This window comes from Acidimicrobiia bacterium (assembly GCA_041393965.1).
Lineage (GTDB): Bacteria > Actinomycetota > Acidimicrobiia > Spongiisociales > UBA5794 > UBA5794.
The window spans coordinates 758,624-775,741 of sequence record JAWKJB010000002.1; the positions used below are offsets into that span (position 1 = coordinate 758,624).

Genomic DNA, 17,118 nt, shown 5'->3' on the forward strand with positions numbered 1-17,118 from the left:
AGGTAGCGTCAACCTTAGTCCTCGGGTCGAGGTTTACGAGAGCCTTATTCCTCAACCTCAAGGAGAGGTTGAGGGTTGGTGATGGCAGGGCGACTCGGAGCGATCAGATTGATCACCGCATCAGGTTCGATCCCCGACTCCAAGAGCGCGACAAGGACCGCTGCCTTGTCCGCCATTTCCGAAGGTCGCCCGAGGATGATGCTGTGCCCGAGGAGGGTCGCGGCGAGCCCCTCTCCGTCGGTAGCGAGTTCGATCTGCGCGGCGAGATCGGCCGGAAGCGCAGCCGAGAACTCGAGGGCGCCGACGATCAGTGGGTTGGTCAGCGAGTAACCGGCGGTGACCGGCCCGGCGTCGATGCTGATGAGTGGAGCCCCATCCAACGGCGGCCCCGACATCAGCACCGATCCGTCGGACGCGACGCGTACCCAACCGTCTGCTGCACGGACCGTTGCGAACGGTGTGTGTTCGGCGACCGCGATGGCGACGGTTCCTGGCCAGCTGACATCAACGGTGGCATCGCGCACCCACGGGTCGGCTTCGATCGCGGCTTCGATCGCGCCTGCGTCCACATCGATTGTCGGTGTTCCTTGCCCCATTCCGAGCATGGCCACACTCGCAGCGGGATCGGACGCCGACGCACCGGTGATGGTCACCGATCGGATTGAAAGGATCGGACTGCGAATCAGCCATACCCCGCCGACGACCGTGAGAACCACGAACAGGATCACGAGAACCCACTTGAGGCGCCCTCGGGCGCGGTCCTCGCGGACGCCCTTGCGCCGTTTTGCAAGCCGTGGCTCTATCGCCGTCATGAGGGTGTTCGCTCCTCGAATACCCCGAGGAACCGAATCTCGGGCTCCAACTCTGTCCCGGTTCGCTCCTGAACAATCGAGCGAATGGTATGAACGAACCGCCAGATGTCCATGGCTTTCGCTCCCGGTTCGGCGATCATGAAGTTGGCATGGATCTCCGAGATCCGGACCGGCCCGACCCGAGTTCCCTTGAGTCCGAGCATGTCGATGAGTTGCCCTGCTGGCGAGCCTTGCGGCGGGTTCTTGAAGACGCTTCCGGCGTTGAGGGCTCCGCTTGGTTGATGGTTCCGTCGCCATCGTGTGATGTCGCGCAACTCACGATCGAGGGTTCCGACATCGCCATCGGTGGTGGCGAAGGTCGCCTGCACGACGATGTCGGTGTCATCGAGATTCGATGAGCGATAGCCAAGGGCCAACTCGCCCGCCGTTCGGTTGCGGGCCTCGCCGGTGCGCGTGTCGACAAGCACGACCGATCGAAGAACCGCAACCGTATCGGAGCCGTGGCCTCCCGCGTTCATCCGAACGGCACCCCCGACCGAGCCCGGTATCCCCAGATAGAAGCCGAGGCCCGCCCTCCCCCTCGCAGCCGCCGCACGAGCAAGACGCGGGAGAAGAACCGCGCCGCCAGCAACCACCGTTCCATCGTCGCGGATCTCGATCGCCGAGAACGACGCGCCGAGCCGAATGACCAGACCGTCGATTCCGTCGTCCGAAATGACCACATTGGATCCCCTTCCGATGGTGACGATCTCGATGCCGGCAGGGGTCGCCGCCAGGATCGAACGCAGTGTTTCGAGGTCGTGTGGTTCGGCGAACAGCGATGCTCGACCGCCGACCTTGTAGGTCGTCATTGGGGCGAGGTCGACATCGGTACGGACCTCGATGTGGTCGATCGTCACGAGCCGACCCCGATTCGTGTGACGATGTCGTCGACGATTGCGTTGATGTCCCCCGCACCGAGGAGCAGCAAGGTATCACCTCGGCGGAGCATCGGTTCGAGTCGGTCCGCGACATCTGCCACCTTCGGAACATACGATGCAGTGCCCCCCGCCGCCTCCACGGCATCGGCGACGATCCGCCCGGAGACTCCGATGATCGGGGGCTCCCCCGCCGGGTACACATCGGTCACGATCACGCGGTCCGCCATGGCGAGCGGAACGCCAAAAAGCGGGGCGAGATCTGCAGTGCGGGAATAGCGGTGCGGCTGGAATACCGCGATCACCGCGCCGTCGGTTCCCTGTCGTGCGGCACTGATCGTCGCCGCGACCTCGGTGGGATGGTGGGCATAGTCGTCGACGATCGTGACACCACCGAGCTGTGCAGCGATCTCGTAGCGACGCCGAACACCGGAGAAATCGACGAGTCCCTCTGCAGCTGCGGCGGCATCGTGGCCGAGCGCTTCGACCATGGCGAGGACGCCGGTCGTGTTCGCGGCGAGGTGCCGGCCCGGTTTTGGCAGCGTGACCGGTATCGCGCGGCGGTCCGGTCCCGTAACCGTGAAGTGGGAGGTGCCGCCGTCGTTCCTCGGCTCCGTGACAACCCAGTCCGCGGAGTGGTCGAACCCGTAGGTGGTGAGAGCGGTCCGTTGGGCAAGACGCCGCACGCCTGGGTCGTCGATACAGCCGATCCGCGGCCCTTCGACCCCGCCGACAACCTGGAAGAAGGCGTCTTCGAGCGCCGCGAGGGTGCCGTAGTGGTCAAGGTGGTCCGACTCGATGTTGGTTACGAGCACGGAGTCGAGGGTCAGATGACGAAAGGTTCCGAACGCTTCGTCGGCTTCGAGAACGAACCGGGTCCGGTCGGAGAGATGTGCACCGGTGTTGAGGCCGACGAGTTCACCGCCAACGAGGAACGACGGGTCGAGCCCGATGGCCCGCATCGCGGTGACAAGGAGCGCCGTCGATGTCGTCTTTCCGTGAGTTCCTGCAACGCCGGTGGTCGGCATGGAGGATGTCAGCGCCCCGAGCAGCATCGGCCGTCGCCAGACGGGAATGCCATTCGACCGCGCAGCAACGATCTCGGGATCGGACTCGGGGACAGCCGACGAAGCCACCACGAGGTCCAATTGGTCGATCCGGTCCGGAGCATGGCCGATCCATGTGTCGATGTCGAGATCGACCAACGCATCGAGCATCCTCGCGGGTTTCAGATCCGAGCCCGTGACACGGTGGCCACGCTGATGGAGGAGTTTCGCGAGGCCAGACATGCCTGCTCCCCCGGCGCCGATGATGTGAATTCGTTCAGGGATCAGGTCAGCCACGGATCAGCTCCAGGACTCGTTTGGCGATCTGTTCGGCGGCGTCGAGGTGGGCTATGGCCCGTGCGCGTTCAGCCATGTCGAATCGTCGCCCTTCGTCAGGCATCAAAGCAAACACGGCTTCGACAATCGAAGATCCATCGGCCTGGTCCATGACGAGCGCGCCGCCCACTCGTTCGAGCTCGGCGGCATTGCGCTCCTGATAGCGCCTGCCAGCCGGAAGAGGAACCACGATCGCTGGCGTACCGGTTGCTTCCAACTCGGCAATCGTCATCGCCCCTGCCCTCGACACGACGAGATCGGCAATCGCATAGAGCCTGGTCATGTCGTCTTCGAATGCGCGTACGATCCAAGTCGGATCGTCCGCCGCGGTCCTCGCGAGGGCGTCGAGGTGGTCCCTCCCGCAGAGGTGAATGATCGTGAAATCTCGACGCTCATCGGTCGCGATCCGCTCTGCGATGTCGTTGAGCGCCGAAGCCCCGAGACTGCCGCCGACGATCCCGAGAACCTTTGATGTGCCGTCGAGACCGAAGTGTTGGAGGCCGACGGGGGTAAGCGACGCGCGGTCGAAGTCCGAGAATGCCTTGCGAAGCGGGTTGCCGACCACGATCCCTTGCTTGAGCTTCCCGCGAGCTTCCTCGCAACCGACCATGACGAGATCGGCCCGCCCCGCAACCATTCGGTTGGCAATCCCCGGTACGGCGTTCGCCTCGTGGATCGCGAGGGGAATCGATGCCCGGTTCGCCGCTTGCGCGGCGGGGCCCGACACATAGCCTCCGAAGGCGAGCATCACGCCGATGTCGAGCATCGAAACGACGGATTCGATCACCCGCGCCGCCTTGCGGACTTTGAGGGCGAGCCGGAGGTTGTCGGAGGAGAGCGATCTTCGCATACCGTGGATGTCGAGCTCGATGAACCGGTAGCCCGCTTCCGGGACGGTGGTTGCCTCCATGCGATTGCCACCGAAGAAGACGATGTCATCGTGGGAGAGCCCCATGCCGCGAAGGGCGTCGGCGACGGCGAGTGCCGGGAACACATGACCGCCCGATCCGGCGGCGGCGATCCCAACCCGCATCACGATGCTGGCTCGGTGGTCGTGATACGAGGTGTGCGGGCGATGTTGACCAGGACCCCGATGGCTGCGAGGTTGACGATCATCGCGTTGCCACCGCTTGAGATGAACGGGAGGGGGACTCCCGTGATCGGCAGGACCGCGATGACACCCCCGATGTTCACGACGGCCTGGAGCGTGAGCCATGAGACAATGCCGATCGCGAGGAGCCGGCCGAACACATCCGGTGCGCGGTAGGCGATCGACACGCCGATGATGCCGAACAGGGCGAAGAGCGCGATCACGATCGCGGCCCCCGCGAACCCTGTCTCCTCCCCGATGATGGCAAAGATGAAGTCAGTGTGCGCGTTCGGCAGCCACGACCAGCGTGCCCGGGACTGTCCGAGGCCGACACCGAACAGCCCACCGGTACCGAGGGCAACCATCGACTGGACCGCCTGGAGACCGGTGTTCTTCGCGTCAGCGAAGGGATCGAGGAACCCGAGCAGCCGCTGCTTGCGATAGTCGGCGGCCATCGCAAACACCGCCATCAAGAAGGCACCCGACACGCCGAGACCGAACACGAAACGAAGCGGCACCGTCGAGGCGAACAGCACGACGAACGCGGGGCCGACGATCAGGATCAAGTTCCCGAAGTCCGGTTGGGCGAGCAGGAGAAACGCCATGATCGCGAGAAGCGTTGCGACGGGAACAAAGACATGGCGGAGTTGCTGCACCAACCCCCCTTTCCGGGCGAGAATGCTTGCAAGGAGCGCAAGGCTTGTGAACTTGGCGAACTCGGCGACCTGGAGGGTGACCGGACCGATTTCGATCCAGCGGGTCGCCCCCCCACGCCTCGATCCGACGGCAACGGTGAACAGAAGACCGACGGCGGTGAGTGCGAACAACCCGACTGCGTACTTTCCCCAGAGACGGTAGGGAACGAGCGAGGTGACGACCATCGCGCCGAGCCCGATCGCAACCCACAACACCTGCTTCGAGAACAGCTCGAACTGGTCGGCATTCGCCTTGATCGACACCACCGACGACGCACTGAGCATTGCTCCGAGCCCGATGGTGAGCAGCATCGCCACCACGACGAGAAGGAAGACGGCGCGGCGGCCGCCTCCGGATCGAATACCGGCTCTCGTGCGGGGATGGAGGCGCCTGCTTGCCCGTTCGGCGAGGTCGGTCATGTCTCGGCCGTTCCGTTCATGGCGACGACGACCTCGGAGAACACTCTGCCCCGCTCTGCGTAGGAGCTGAACTCGTCAAAGCTCGTGCATCCGGGTGACAGCAGAACCACATCATCGGGTTCGGCGTCCGCCGCCGCTGCATCGATCGCATCCCGCATCGTCGCATGGATGGTCGTCGGAACCCTTGCATGCTTGGCGAGGTCGGGCCCCGATTCGCCGAAGGCGTACAGCGCACGGACGGTATCGATCCTCCCGATCGGGGAGAGATCGAGGTCTTTGTTGCGTCCCCCCGCCAAGAGGCGAACCGACGAGAACGCCGAAGCCGCTGCCACCGTGGCGTGGGGATTGGTCGCTTTTGAGTCGTCGACCCAGACCACGCCGTTGATCGTTGCAACGACCCGCCGGCGGTGTGCACCCGGTTCGAACGCGTCGATCGCCGCTTGCACACCGTCGGGTACTGCACCGCAGGCAAGGGCGAGCGTGCCGGCTACGACGAGGTCCAAGCGGTACGAAGGGTCGGTGATCGGCGAAGAGAACCGACGATCGTCGATGACCAGCTCAGCGCCATCGACGCCGTTCCCGTCCCGCGGGACGCGGTCACCCGAACACGGCACGATGAGCGCCTCCACTTCCGCCATGAGGGATGTCACCACCGCATCGTCTGCGTTGAAGGCAACCGTTCCCGATGGGTCCATGTCCGCAACGACATGGGCCTTCGCCGCGACATACGCATCAAAGGACCCGTGCCAGTCGAGATGATCGGGTGCGATGTTGATGATGGTGGCCGCCTGCGGGCGCGGAATCAGGTAGTGGAGTTGGAACGAAGACAGTTCGAGGACCGCCATCTCGTGGCGGATCGGAACGATGCCTGCAACCGGCGTACCGATGTTTCCTGCCGCGACCGCATCGACACCCGAATGCACGAGCATGGAGGTCGTCACCTCGGTCACGGTCGACTTGCCGTTGGTGCCGGTTACGGCGATGTAGGGGGTCGTCTCGCCTTCGAGCGCGAAACCGACCTCGGTCTTGATGGGAATCCCGCGATCTTCGGCCCCGAGCAGCGGCGGACTCAGGGGGGAGAACCCGGGGCTCGTCACCACGAGGCCCACATCGTCGAGAAGTCGCCCGGACCAGGAACCGAATTGGGACGAGATCGCAAGGTCCTCTGGCACCTCCGCGTCGACCCTGTCGTCGTACAGCAACACCTCGTCGCCGCGCGCAACGGCCAGCCTCGCTGCTGCGATCCCGCTGACACCGGAGCCGAGCACGAGCACCCTCATGGAACGATCGATCCCGGTCCGGAGACCCAGTCGGCGTAGAACACCCCGACACCGATCGCGACCATGATCGCTGACAGGATCCAGAATCGAATGATGACGGTCGTCTCGGGCCATCCCTTCAGCTCGAAGTGGTGATGGATCGGTGTCATGAGGAAGACGCGGCGTCCGAACCCGCGGAACGAGATCACCTGCACGATGACCGACAGGGTTTCGATGACATACAGCCCACCAAGGATGATGAGGAGGAGCTGCGTGTTGGTGAGCAGGGCGAACGCCGCGATCCCCCCGCCGATGGCGTGGGATCCCGTGTCGCCCATGATGATCTGGGCGGGCGCAGCGTTCCACCACAGGAACGCGAGGACACCCCCGAGGGCAGCAGCGGACAGGACAGCGAGGTCGAGGGCCCCGTCGATGCCGTAGAAGTCCGGATTGCGGGACTGCCAGAACATGATCAGCACATAGGCGCCGAATACGAGGGCGCTTGAGCCAGCGACGAGACCATCGAGGCCGTCGGTGAGGTTCACGCCGTTTGCGCTCGCGGTGAGCATGAACAGCACAAGGAGGAAGAACAGGATCGGGCCGAGGTCGATTCCGAGGGGACGAACGAACGAGAGCTCGGTGCTGACCCCTGCCTCGTTCGCGCCCCACGCGAACGAGGCTGCGATGATGAGTTGTCCGACGAACTTCCACCGTTTCGACAGCCCTTGGTTGCGTTTCCGTGCGTATTTGGCGTAGTCGTCGAAGAAGCCGATGATCCCCATCCCGACGATCGCCAAGATGGCGAGCAGGGCCTTGTCGTCGATGGGTTGGGCTTCGAAGCCGAACCCGTCACGGAAGCTGAAGAGCTTGAAGTGTGAGCCCAGGTAGCCCACCACGATGCCCAGCACCACCACGACGCCGCCCATCGTCGGCACGCCCTGCTTGTGCATGTGGCCCTCGAGTTCGGATTGGATGAACTGACCGATGTCCCGTTCGCGGAAGACCTTGATCGCGAGTGGCGTCATGAAGATGACGAGCACGAACGCGATGGAGGCGGAAAACAGCAATGAGATCATGGTGAGGCGTCCTCGATGAGCTGGAGGGCAAGTCGCTCGAGACCGGCTGATCGCGATGCCTTGACCAACACCACATCTCCTGGTCGTAGGGCTGATCGCAGCGTATCTGCAAGGGTGTCGATGTCCGCGGCTTTCCGGACGAGCTCGGGTGCTCCGAGCCCGTACCCGTGGTCGGGGCCGACGACGAACACCTCGGCGAAGCCGAGCCTGGATGCGAGCTCACCGATGCGGCGATGCTCCCGCTCACAGACCGATCCGAGTTCGGCCATGGGGCCGAGCACCGCGATGGGGCGTCCCGGCATCTGGCTGATGGTCCGCATCGCGGATTCCATCGACTGGGGGTTGGCGTTGTAGGCATCGTTGACGACGGTGAAAGTGCCGTGGTGGACATCCATTCGCCACTCCGAACCGGTCGCGGTCGCCATGCCGTCGGCGAACCGGTCGAGATCGATCCCGATTGCAGACGCCGCTGCGAGAGCAGCTGCGGCGTTCGATGCTTGGTGTCTCCCGGCCGTTGCAAGGGCGATCGTGCGGCGCCAGCCGCCGCAGGTCAGGGTGATGGTGGGTCGCCCGGCAGCATCGATCGCGTCGACTGTCGCGCACACATCGGCCGCCGTTGTCGAACCGAATGTCAGCGTTCGGATCCGCGATTCCCGAAGGAGCCCCGGTTCGTCGGCGGGAACGACCGCGACACCATCGGGGCCGAGCATCTCGACCAGCTCGTATTTGGCGTTCGCGAGCCCCTCTGGTGACCCGAAGGTCTCGAGGTGGACAACACCGAGATTCGTGATGACGCTCACATCGGGTTGCATGCATCGTGCAAGCCACTGAAGGTTCCCTTCCCCCCTCGATCCGGCCTCGATCACCAACGCGGTGGCATCGGACGGCGTCGCGAGAACCGTCAACGGGACGCCCACCTCGTTGTTGTAGGACCGTGGGGATGCCCACGACCCCTCGATCCCTGCTGCGAGAAGGTCCTTCGTGGATGTCTTGCCCGTTGAACCGGTCACGGCGATGACCGGTGCGGTGATCTCGGCTCTCCGTTTGGCAGCAAGACCAACGAGCGCCTCAGCGACATCATCGACCTCGATTCGGGGAACGACATCGCTTCGGCCGCGCTCGACAACGGCGGCAACCGCGCCGGCATCGATGGCATCCCGCGCGAAATCGTGGCCATCGAAGCGCTCGCCGACCACGGCCACGAACAGCGAGTCGGGCGGCACGATCCGGCTATCGGTCGTGACCGAATGGACCACGAGCCCTCGGGTACCAACGACCGATCCCCCGATCGATTCCGCCGCAGCGGCGAGCGTCCAGGAGAATCCACTCATCGTTCCCTCTGATGAACGGCTTCGGCTGCCACGACGATGTCGTCGAAGGGGATCATCGTGCTGGCAACCTCTTGATACGGCTCGTGTCCTCGACCGAGGATGAGAACGATGTCGCCGGTGCCAGCCATCGACACCGCTCGCAGGATCGCCTCACTCCGCGCCAGCACGGTGTCCACCGGAGTGTTACTCACTGACGCTGCTCCCTTCGCGACCGCAGCAGCAATGTCGGATGGATCCTCCGACCGTGGATTGTCGGTTGTGACGATCACGACATCTGCATGCTCGGCAGCGGCCTTTCCCATGAGCGGTCGCTTGTCGCGGTCCCGATCACCCCCGGCTCCGACGACCACGATCACCCGCCCATCAACCATGCCGCGAGCGGCCTTGATCACCGTGGCGATCGCGGCGGGTGTGTGGGCGTAGTCGACGACAACGGTGTACCCCGCGGTTCCCTCGACCCGCTGCATTCGTCCCGACACCGTCGGAAGGTCTCGAAGGCCCGCGATGATCGAGTCCTCATCGATTCCGATGGTGTCGCAGATCGCGAACGCCATGGCGGCATTCAGTGCGTTGAACCAGCCCGGCAAGGGAACCGTGAGTTCGATGCGTCCGGTGCTGCGGGTGAGCACCGCCACGGAACGCCGGTCGTTCTCGGAGACAAGGTCGACCCGAATGTCGGCATCGGCTCCGAATGCCACCGTCGTTTGTGCTCCTGGGAACGATTCGGCGATGTGCTGCCCGTATGGGTCTGAGACATTGATGACGGCGTGGGCAATCCGGTTCGGATCGAAGAGCAGCCGCTTCGCGGCGAAGTAGCTCTCCATGTCCCCATGGAAGTCGAGGTGGTCTTGTGTGAGGTTGGTGAAGGCCCCAACATCGAAGCCGATGGCGTCGACGCGATGCAGCGACAGCGCGTGGGATGAGACCTCCATGAACACGGCGTCGGTGTCGGCCTCGCGCATGGAGGCGAGCACTCTCTGGAGATCGGTGCTTTCGGGCGTGGTGCGTTGGAGCGGCACTGGTTTGCCTGCAATGCGTGCACCAAGGGTGCCGATGACGCCAGAGCGCAGATCCGCGGCGGCCGCGGCGGCCTCACACATCGCGGTGATCGTCGTCTTGCCGTTCGTTCCGGTGACCCCGGTGATCGCCAAGTCGGCCGATGGGTTGCCGTGCACAGCGGCGGCGAGCCAGGCCATCGCGGTCCGTGTGTCGTCGACCACGATCTGGGGAATGCCAATGTCGAGCCTTCGTTCCACCAGAGCCATCGGTGCACCGGCAGCGGCGGCCTCCCCCGCGAAACGGTGACCGTCGACTGTCATGCCGTGGACAGCGGCGAACCCGATAGCGGGTCCGGCCTGCCGAGAGTCATGGGTGATGTCGATGATGCTGACGATTGCCGGATCGACAGCGACCACGCCGGGCAGCGCTGCCGCAAGGTCGGCAAGGGAATGCCGTGACGCTCGCTGCATGTCACTCCTTGTCCGGTGCGACACCGAGCTGCTGAAGGGCGTTCTGCGCGACTTCGGCGAACACGGGTGCAGCTGAGGCACCACCGAGGCTCAGGCTTGTTCCGTCGGCGAGATGACCTCTGGGCGTGTCGAGGACCACCGCCACGACAACGCGGGGATGATCGAGGGGCGCCATGCCGATGAACGACGCGTAGGTGTCGTTCGAGTACTCACCCCGCTCGACATCGAACTTGTCAGTGGTACCGGTCTTGCCGCCCGCCGTGTAGTCGTCGAGCGCGGCCCGGGTTCCGGTGCCGATCTCGACGACCCTGCCGAGGAGTGACCGGATGGTGGCCGCCGTCTCGGGCGAAAGGACACGCTGGCTGCGTGGTGCCGTACGAATGTGGTTGCCGTCGGGCTGGATGATCTCGGCGACCAGATACGGCTCGGTCCAGACCCCGTCGTTGGCAATGGCGCCGTACAGCGCGGCCATCTGGAGCGCCGTCGTGTGGACGGCGTAGCCGATCGCGATCGATGTTCCCGTGGTCGCCGTCCACTGCGAGGTGGGTGGCAGTGTGCCGTGCCGCTCGCCGGCCATGTCGAGGCCCGCCTGGCGACCGAGACCGAACTTGGTGAGGTAGTCGTAGTGCAGTTCGTTGCCGAGCATTTGTTCGATGTGGATAGTCCCGATGTTCGACGACTTGGCGACTACATCGCGCACCGGCATCTGCGCCGGGTTCCTCCCGTGGTCCGAATAGGTGAAGTCGCCGATTTCGATCGAGTGCGGCGTGTCGATGATGGTGTCGGGCGTGACGATGCCCTCTTCGATCGCAGCGGCGATGGTGAGCACTTTGAGCGTGGAACCGGGTTCGTACATGTCGGCCACGGCTCGATTCCGGAGCAGTTCGGGAGTGGCCTCGGCACGGTCGTTCAGGTCGAGGCCCGGTGCGCTCGCCATCGCGAGGACGGCACCGGTTTCGGGGTCGAGCACCACGATCGCCCCGCTGTGTGCCGCGGTCTTCTGGAGGGCCTTGCGGAGCCCCTGCTCGGCCGCAAACTGGATCTCCCGGTCGAGGGTGGTGATCACATCCGATCCGGGGGTCGCTGGTTCAACGAGGATCTGGCCTTGCGGAATGATGCGACCCGACGGGTCGCGCTCGACGATCGTCCGACCCGGGTGCCCCTCAAGTTCCGAGTTGAAGGTGAGCTCGAGGCCCTCGATACCTGCGTTGGTGTCGTATGCGGTGAGGCCGATCACCTGTGCCGCAACCGAGCCCGCTGGGTACATGCGGAGCGGTTGCCGACGGTAGAACACGCCGGTGAGGCGTTCTGCTCGATCCACACCGGCGTTGTAATCGCCAACCGCGCGCTCGATCTGTTCCTTGTGATCGTTGTCCACACGCATCGCGATCTCCGCATAGCGGGATTCCCTCTTCTTGGCATCGGCCAGCTCGGCGACGAGGGTCTCGTACGGATCGTCTGCGAACGGCGCTAGGACGGCAGCGGCGGTCGCCGGGTCGTCGAGCATCATCGGGTCGACCACGACATTCCATCCGTTGATCGTCAATGCCAGTTCAACGCCGTCCCGGTCATAGATGGTTCCCCGTGGTGGAGCAATCGACTGTGAGGAGATCCGCTGTTCGAAGCCAACCGTCGCGAGCTCGACGGCCTGGGCGCCTTGGAGATCGAACAGCCGCAACCCGATGAGGCCCCAAACGCCGACAAAGATGATGCCGACCAGCAGGAGGCGAAGATCGCCCGGTCGCCAGATCCTTCGCCTCGTCATCGGTACGCCGTCCGCCGCCGGGGTCTACCCGCTCTGGCGGTGTCTCGGAGGCCGTCAGCGCTCGGCCATGTCGGAATCATGTGTCGCCCTTCGGTATCGTCACCGGCCGGTCACGGCCGGTCTCCCTCGAGTGCTCGGGTCAGGGGCTCGACCACCGGAGGAGCGATGCTGGCCTCGCCGATCGTCGTCGAATCCACGAAAAGCGTCAGTCGCTGGTCGGGATAGGTCAAACCCATCCGGGTCGCCTCGTTCGCGATCCGGAGAGGATCCTGGAGTTGGGCTAGCTCGAGACGAAGGTCGAGTTGGCGGGATTCGGCGGTCGCTATCTGGTCTCTGACGGTGTCGAGCTCGAACGCGGTGCGGTCGAGCGCGATACGCAGGTAGATCATGAGGAAGAACACGACCATCACGGCGACCACGAACAGTGCGAGCGGCACGATGCGTGGACCCCTCGCCGATGGTGTGGCAGCTCGCCTCGCGGCACGCCGCCGTGCGTACGGTACGGCCCTTGAGGTCACGACTCGGTCCGTTCAGCAACGCGCAGCGAAGCGCTGCGTGCCCGTGGATTGCGGTCGACCTCTTCGGGGCTCGGCCGAACGGGTTTTTTCGTGAGCACCCTGAAGGTCGGGTGTGCGCCACAACCGCAGGTCGGTAGGTCCGGTGGGCACGAACATGGTCGGGACCGCTCGGCGAGTGCCTGCTTCACGAGTCGGTCCTCCAACGAGTGGTAGGCGATCACGACGAGCCTCCCTCCGACGACAAGTGAGTCGATTCCCGAGGTGAGGAACTCGTCAAGCGCACCGAGCTCGTCATTGACGGCGATCCGGAACGCCTGGAACGATTTACGGGCGGGATGCCGCTTCCTGCGCGCAGCAGCAGGCACCGCGTCCGCGATGCATGCTGCGAGCTCATGGGTGGCGTCGAAGGGCCTGTTCGCGACGATGGCTGAAGCGATCCTCCGCGCAAAGCGCTCCTCGCCGTACACGCGCAGGATCCGAGCGATCTCGTCCTCGGTCTCCTCGTTGACGAGGGTCGCCGCGGATCGTGATGCATCGCGACCCATGCGCATGTCCAGCGGGCCCGCCGTGCGATACGAAAAACCTCGATCCGCGACATCGAGCTGGTGTGACGAGACACCGAGATCGAGCAACATGCCGTCAACCAGATCGGGGAAGTCGTGGTCTTCGAGCACCGACCCGATGTCGCGGAAGTTCGCGGTGACAACCGTAAGTCGGTCGTCCACAAACGATTGTTCGGAAGCATCCGGATCACGGTCGAGGGCGATGATCCTTGCCGTGTCGTAGGTCTCGAGGAGCGCACGACTATGCCCTCCCCCACCGAAGGTGCCGTCGACGATCCACCCCCGGCTCGCCGGTTCGAGCCATGACACGACCTCGTCGACCATCACGGGGGTGTGATAGGTCTGATCGCGGGGTGTGGGCTGATCCATGGTCAGTCCCCCGGAGCGCTGGCGCCAACTTGGAAGCGGGCGGAGTAAGGGGCCTCCCAATTGGCATCCGGGGGACTGACCGCGGGCCAGCCCACTTGGTTCGGGTGTCGGTTGTGGGTGTCATATGCCTTCCTCGGAGAGCACCTCCTCGATGCCTGCGTAGTACTCGTCGGCTTCGGCCGCGACCGAATGCCATGTGGCCGTGTCCCAGATTTCGATCCGATCCGACACGCCGACGACGGTGATGTCCTTGTCGAGACCGGCGTAGGCGCGAAGCGGTTCGGGAAGGGCGCACCGGCCGGTCCGGTCCAGTGTCTGATCCGACGCCGAGGCGAAGAACGACCGGGCGTAGTTGCGTGCCCGCTTGTCCGTCCTCGGCAGTCGCTGCACTCGTTCGGCCTCGCGGTCCCACACATCCAGCGGGAACACATACAGACACCGTTCCTGACCCTTGGTGACAACGAGTCCTCGATCGAGGCCCGCGCGAAACTTCGAGGGCAGCACCACCCGACCCTTGTCGTCGAGCGAATGGCCGTATTCGCCGAGGAACATCTCGAGACATCTCCATCATCCACCGGTCTCCATCCGTGGCCATCTCCCACGGACTGCCACTATGCCCCACTTCATACCACTTGTCAACAATTCTCTTCCTGAACGCGCCACCGAACTCCCCGAGATCGCCTGCTATGTGCCAAGCTGAGAGCGCCACCCGCGCCCGGGTGGTGACTCGGAGACTCACACCGGAGCACCCTTTGTCGCACGGCCGACACCACCGAGCCGCCAAACCCGACGGATCGACCCCCGACGGCGCCCTCGTCGCGGCCTACCTCGACGCGGGCGACCGTGGTGACTGGGTTCGGCTCTCCGAGCACCTCGCCCCCGATGTCGTCACCCACTCTCCCGGCGATATCACCGAGACGGGCGTCGAACACCAGATCGGGTCGTGGGCTGCGGCCCACCGCGGCCTCGATGGCCTCCATCACGAGATCGTCGACATCGTGACAAGCGATGGATTCGTTGCGGCTCGGATCCGGGTGACGGGTACCCATACGGGTCTGTTCCTCGGGGTGGAGACGACTGGACGAAACATCGCCGTCGACCAGGCGCTCTTCGTCCGGGTCGCCGGTCAGCGCATCGCCGAACTCTGGGAGGTCGTCGATACGGGGAGCGGACTACGCCAGCTCGGCCTCATCGGCGATCAGCGTCTCGGCCCCCACCCCGACGATCCATAGCGCGGCACAACCCAATAGCTACGGCCGGGATGACCACCGAGCCGGAAGACCCGGTTGGCTTACCGATCGAAGAGCCACAATCGTGACAAGGTTGTCCAGGCTGGTGAATTGCTCAGCACTTCGGGTGCCGGGCGGAAGCTCTGCGGCTCTCCGGTCCTCGAACCCACTCATGACTCACAACTCGGAGCCGTTTCAGTCTTCGATCACATCGAGACCCGCTTCGCGGAGTCGAGCGATACCGTCGAGCCTCTCCTGGATTACCTCTGGCAGGTGCGGTTTCCATGTTTCGACAACATCCACCACACGCAATGCGTGGCGGGTCCGATAGGACCTGGTGATGTTGCCTGGGAATCTCTTGTTGGTGACATTCGGGTCGTCTTCAAACGGGCCCGTCGGTTCGACGACATAGAGGTTACCTCTTCCACCCCCGCCATCACCGGCGAGGGCAACGGCGAGTTCAGCTCCCCAGATCGCTGGCTCCATCAACGCAGAGAAGTAGACATGATTCGAGATCCGACCGTCGTGGTAGTTCGAGGTGTGACCCGGCGTCAGGCAATCGCCCGCATTGAACCCGTATTTGGTTCCATGGAAGAACGGCCCGGTGACATGTTCGAAGTGGTGGAAAGTGACGGGCACATACTCGGTTTCGTGCAGCCGGGCGATGGCGTCGGCGATCGATGGCGTGCTATAGGTGCTCGGCTCACATTCCAAAGGATCCGCCTTTCGTCAGTACCCAACATCTGCGGAATATGGGTCACAATCCGCCGACGACGCGGCGGACACCTTAATCCTTCCCCATGCCGACCAGGTACGAGGCGCAGACCCACTCCCGGAGCTCAGCGTCGAGCTGATCGGGTGATGTCACCCGGGCCCAGTGGATGAACGCCTTGGGGCTCGGGTGGTCGATCCGGAAGAACCTCGGGGAATCGACGGGGCGGCGAAGCCAGAGGTGAAAGGTGAGGCCCCGGTCACTGACCGAAGTAACAGCCATGAATCGAACCCGCACCATGAAAGCAACACGCGTCTTCGCCGGAGCGAACTCGAAGTCGCCACATGTCCCAACGAGCTCGACGAGCGAATCCCACAGGGCTCGGGCCTTGGGGCTCTTGCCCGTCAGGAACCCTTCGACCGAGTAGTCGCCGCACGCATGGGCCATGTTGCGACCCGTCAATCGGCCCCCGCACGCTGGGCATCTCCATGATGCGGCCTGGTCTGTTCCAGGATCCACAGGGCCAAGTTACCGGACAACGATCCTCCTCGACGAAGACCCCTCCTCGAGTGGTTCGAGACCGCGGTCTGCGGACAGTGATTCAAGAGACTGGGCCGCCTTGACAATCGAACATATGTTCGATAATCTGTGCTCATGAAGATCGACACCCGCACATCGGGTGGCGTCCTCGATCTACACGGCGACTTCCCCACCCGCGATGTGCGGGTGCTGTGCGAAGAGTTTGCCACCGTTTCTGATGACGATCTCGAGTCGTGGATTGTTGCAACGAACCACCACATTGATGCTTTGCGTGCACGGTGGCTGGTGGGGATCGCCGAATATGACCGCCGCCAAACATCCCAGATCAACCACCAGCTATCCACCGTGGGGTGGCTGCGTTCCACATTGCGGGTAACCGGACGGGTCGCATCGACCCTGATACGCACCGCTCGAGGACTCGTTGCGATGCCAACCGTTGCCCGTGGTGCCCTCACCGGAGAGATCCCGCCAGATGCGGTAGTGCAACTCGACCAGGCCAGGCGACGCCACCGTGACGAGTTCGCCGGACACGAAACAGTGTTCGCTGACGCTGCGACCTACCTCGACCCGGTGCAGCTGCGGCGAGCAATCGGGTATTGGGAACAACAGATCGACTACCCATCAGCAGTAATCCGTGTACGCAAACAGCGTGCGAGGCGTCGCTTGTCGATCAACGAGACCTTCGACGGGATGTGGCTCATCAACGGCGAGTTGGACCCACACACTGGGGCAGTGGTGTCAAAAGCAATCGACCACGCCTGTCGCAGCGCCTATCTCGATCCCACCGACCGCCGCACCCCGTGGCAGATCCGTGCCGACATCCTCGGCGACATCTGTGAACAATCCCTGCGCCACACCACCACCACCTCGAAAGGAGCCAAACCGCATGTGACGGTCACCGTCGACACCCAAGTGCTACTCCGGCTCCGTCAAGGATTCGCCACCATCGACAACAACCCGATCCCGGAAAC

The 17,118-nt window shown here is 64.1% G+C and carries 17 protein-coding genes; 2 read left to right on the forward strand and 15 right to left on the reverse strand.

Going from position 1 to position 17,118, the window contains the following annotated elements; genetic code table 11:
* Window positions 1–44: 44 nt before the first annotated feature.
* From R2823_08570 to mraZ, 13 genes are all read right to left on the reverse strand, one after another.
* Window positions 45–812: an FtsQ-type POTRA domain-containing protein gene (locus tag R2823_08570; protein MEZ5176241.1), complete on the reverse strand. Its 768-nt coding sequence runs from the start codon at window positions 810–812 to the stop codon at window positions 45–47.
* Window positions 809–1,711 carry a UDP-N-acetylmuramate dehydrogenase gene (murB, locus tag R2823_08575; protein MEZ5176242.1) on the reverse strand — a complete coding sequence of 301 codons (903 nt, stop codon included), beginning with the start codon at window positions 1,709–1,711 and terminating at the stop codon, window positions 809–811. The genes R2823_08570 and murB overlap by 4 nt, the downstream gene beginning before the upstream one ends.
* Window positions 1,708–3,072, reverse strand: coding sequence for a UDP-N-acetylmuramate--L-alanine ligase (murC, locus tag R2823_08580; protein MEZ5176243.1), 1,365 nt, complete (start codon window positions 3,070–3,072; stop codon window positions 1,708–1,710). The genes murB and murC overlap by 4 nt, the downstream gene beginning before the upstream one ends.
* Window positions 3,065–4,144 (reverse strand): UDP-N-acetylglucosamine--N-acetylmuramyl-(pentapeptide) pyrophosphoryl-undecaprenol N-acetylglucosamine transferase, encoded by a 1,080-nt coding sequence (locus R2823_08585; GenBank protein ID MEZ5176244.1) that lies wholly within the window; start codon window positions 4,142–4,144, stop codon window positions 3,065–3,067. The genes murC and R2823_08585 overlap by 8 nt, the downstream gene beginning before the upstream one ends.
* Window positions 4,144–5,316, reverse strand: a complete 1,173-nt coding sequence (gene ftsW / locus R2823_08590; protein MEZ5176245.1) for a putative lipid II flippase FtsW — start codon at window positions 5,314–5,316, stop codon at window positions 4,144–4,146. Before ftsW ends, R2823_08585 begins: the two co-directional genes overlap by 1 nt.
* The gene (gene murD, locus R2823_08595) at window positions 5,313–6,596 is read right to left on the reverse strand and encodes a UDP-N-acetylmuramoyl-L-alanine--D-glutamate ligase (protein ID MEZ5176246.1); all 1,284 of its coding nucleotides are present in this window, start codon (window positions 6,594–6,596) and stop codon (window positions 5,313–5,315) included. The genes ftsW and murD overlap by 4 nt, the downstream gene beginning before the upstream one ends.
* Complete coding sequence (gene mraY / locus R2823_08600) at window positions 6,593–7,651, reverse strand: phospho-N-acetylmuramoyl-pentapeptide-transferase (GenBank protein ID MEZ5176247.1); 1,059 nt, start codon at window positions 7,649–7,651, stop codon at window positions 6,593–6,595. Before mraY ends, murD begins: the two co-directional genes overlap by 4 nt.
* On the reverse strand, window positions 7,648–8,982 hold the full coding sequence (gene murF / locus R2823_08605; protein MEZ5176248.1) for a UDP-N-acetylmuramoyl-tripeptide--D-alanyl-D-alanine ligase: 1,335 nt from the start codon (window positions 8,980–8,982) through the stop codon (window positions 7,648–7,650). The genes mraY and murF overlap by 4 nt, the downstream gene beginning before the upstream one ends.
* Window positions 8,979–10,451, reverse strand: coding sequence for a UDP-N-acetylmuramoyl-L-alanyl-D-glutamate--2,6-diaminopimelate ligase (locus R2823_08610; GenBank protein ID MEZ5176249.1), 1,473 nt, complete (start codon window positions 10,449–10,451; stop codon window positions 8,979–8,981). Before R2823_08610 ends, murF begins: the two co-directional genes overlap by 4 nt.
* A 1-nt stretch (window position 10,452) precedes the next feature.
* A complete protein-coding gene (locus tag R2823_08615; GenBank protein MEZ5176250.1) occupies window positions 10,453–12,216 on the reverse strand; it encodes a penicillin-binding protein 2 in 1,764 nt (587 codons plus the stop codon).
* A 110-nt stretch (window positions 12,217–12,326) separates the two neighbouring features.
* A complete protein-coding gene (locus tag R2823_08620) occupies window positions 12,327–12,734 on the reverse strand; it encodes a hypothetical protein (protein MEZ5176251.1) in 408 nt (135 codons plus the stop codon).
* Window positions 12,731–13,666, reverse strand: coding sequence for a 16S rRNA (cytosine(1402)-N(4))-methyltransferase RsmH (gene rsmH, locus R2823_08625; GenBank protein MEZ5176252.1), 936 nt, complete (start codon window positions 13,664–13,666; stop codon window positions 12,731–12,733). The genes R2823_08620 and rsmH overlap by 4 nt, the downstream gene beginning before the upstream one ends.
* A gap of 120 nt (window positions 13,667–13,786) precedes the next feature.
* Window positions 13,787–14,218, reverse strand: a complete 432-nt coding sequence (mraZ, locus tag R2823_08630; protein MEZ5176253.1) for a division/cell wall cluster transcriptional repressor MraZ — start codon at window positions 14,216–14,218, stop codon at window positions 13,787–13,789.
* Window positions 14,219–14,418: 200 nt separating this feature from the next.
* On the opposite strand from mraZ, the gene R2823_08635 reads away from it, so the two are divergent.
* Window positions 14,419–14,898, forward strand: a complete 480-nt coding sequence (locus R2823_08635; GenBank protein MEZ5176254.1) for an ester cyclase — start codon at window positions 14,419–14,421, stop codon at window positions 14,896–14,898.
* A gap of 192 nt (window positions 14,899–15,090) precedes the next feature.
* On the opposite strand, the gene arr is transcribed toward R2823_08635, so the two are convergent.
* Together arr and R2823_08645 are read right to left on the reverse strand one after the other, a co-directional pair.
* On the reverse strand, window positions 15,091–15,552 hold the full coding sequence (gene arr, locus R2823_08640; protein ID MEZ5176255.1) for an NAD(+)--rifampin ADP-ribosyltransferase: 462 nt from the start codon (window positions 15,550–15,552) through the stop codon (window positions 15,091–15,093).
* Window positions 15,553–15,682: 130 nt separating this feature from the next.
* A complete protein-coding gene (locus R2823_08645) occupies window positions 15,683–16,054 on the reverse strand; it encodes a DUF5655 domain-containing protein (protein ID MEZ5176256.1) in 372 nt (123 codons plus the stop codon).
* A 207-nt stretch (window positions 16,055–16,261) separates the two neighbouring features.
* Between R2823_08645 and R2823_08650 the strand changes: the two genes are divergently transcribed.
* Window positions 16,262–17,118 (forward strand): DUF222 domain-containing protein (locus R2823_08650; protein ID MEZ5176257.1); only part of this gene is annotated, 857 nt, incomplete at its 3' end.